Source organism: Shewanella sp. S1-49-MNA-CIBAN-0167 (assembly GCF_040310145.1).
In the GTDB taxonomy this organism is placed as follows: Bacteria; Pseudomonadota; Gammaproteobacteria; order Enterobacterales; family Shewanellaceae; genus Shewanella; species Shewanella psychromarinicola.
Window position 1 is genome coordinate 1 of sequence record NZ_JBEOPO010000175.1, and the last position, 305, is coordinate 305.

Below are 305 nucleotides of genomic sequence, written 5' to 3' on the forward strand. Positions count from 1 at the left end.
CTTCAGGGCTGTCTTCTGCAATACTGCGGGTTTCATTGTTATCAGTGAAATCATCGTTCACCGGCGTGACCGTTAAGCTCAAGGTCGAGGTGTCTGTAGATACGCCATCGGTTAAGGTGTACGTGACAACCGGCACCGCGCCATTGTAATTGCTGGCAGGGGTAAAGGTGTAAACGCCATCACTGTCCAGGCTAAAGGTACCGACACCGGCAATCACCACATCGGTTCCATCAGCGGTATGCACGGTTGCATCGCCCGCGACAGTAAAGGTGGTGACGGTAATCGGGCCATCCACACTGGTGCCG

At 54.4% G+C, this 305-nt stretch carries 1 protein-coding gene; it reads right to left on the reverse strand.

Annotated features, from left to right (window positions below):
• The coding region (locus AAEZ00_RS20885) for a cadherin-like domain-containing protein (RefSeq protein ID WP_351089791.1) at positions 1-305 on the reverse strand (305 nt) is incomplete at both ends.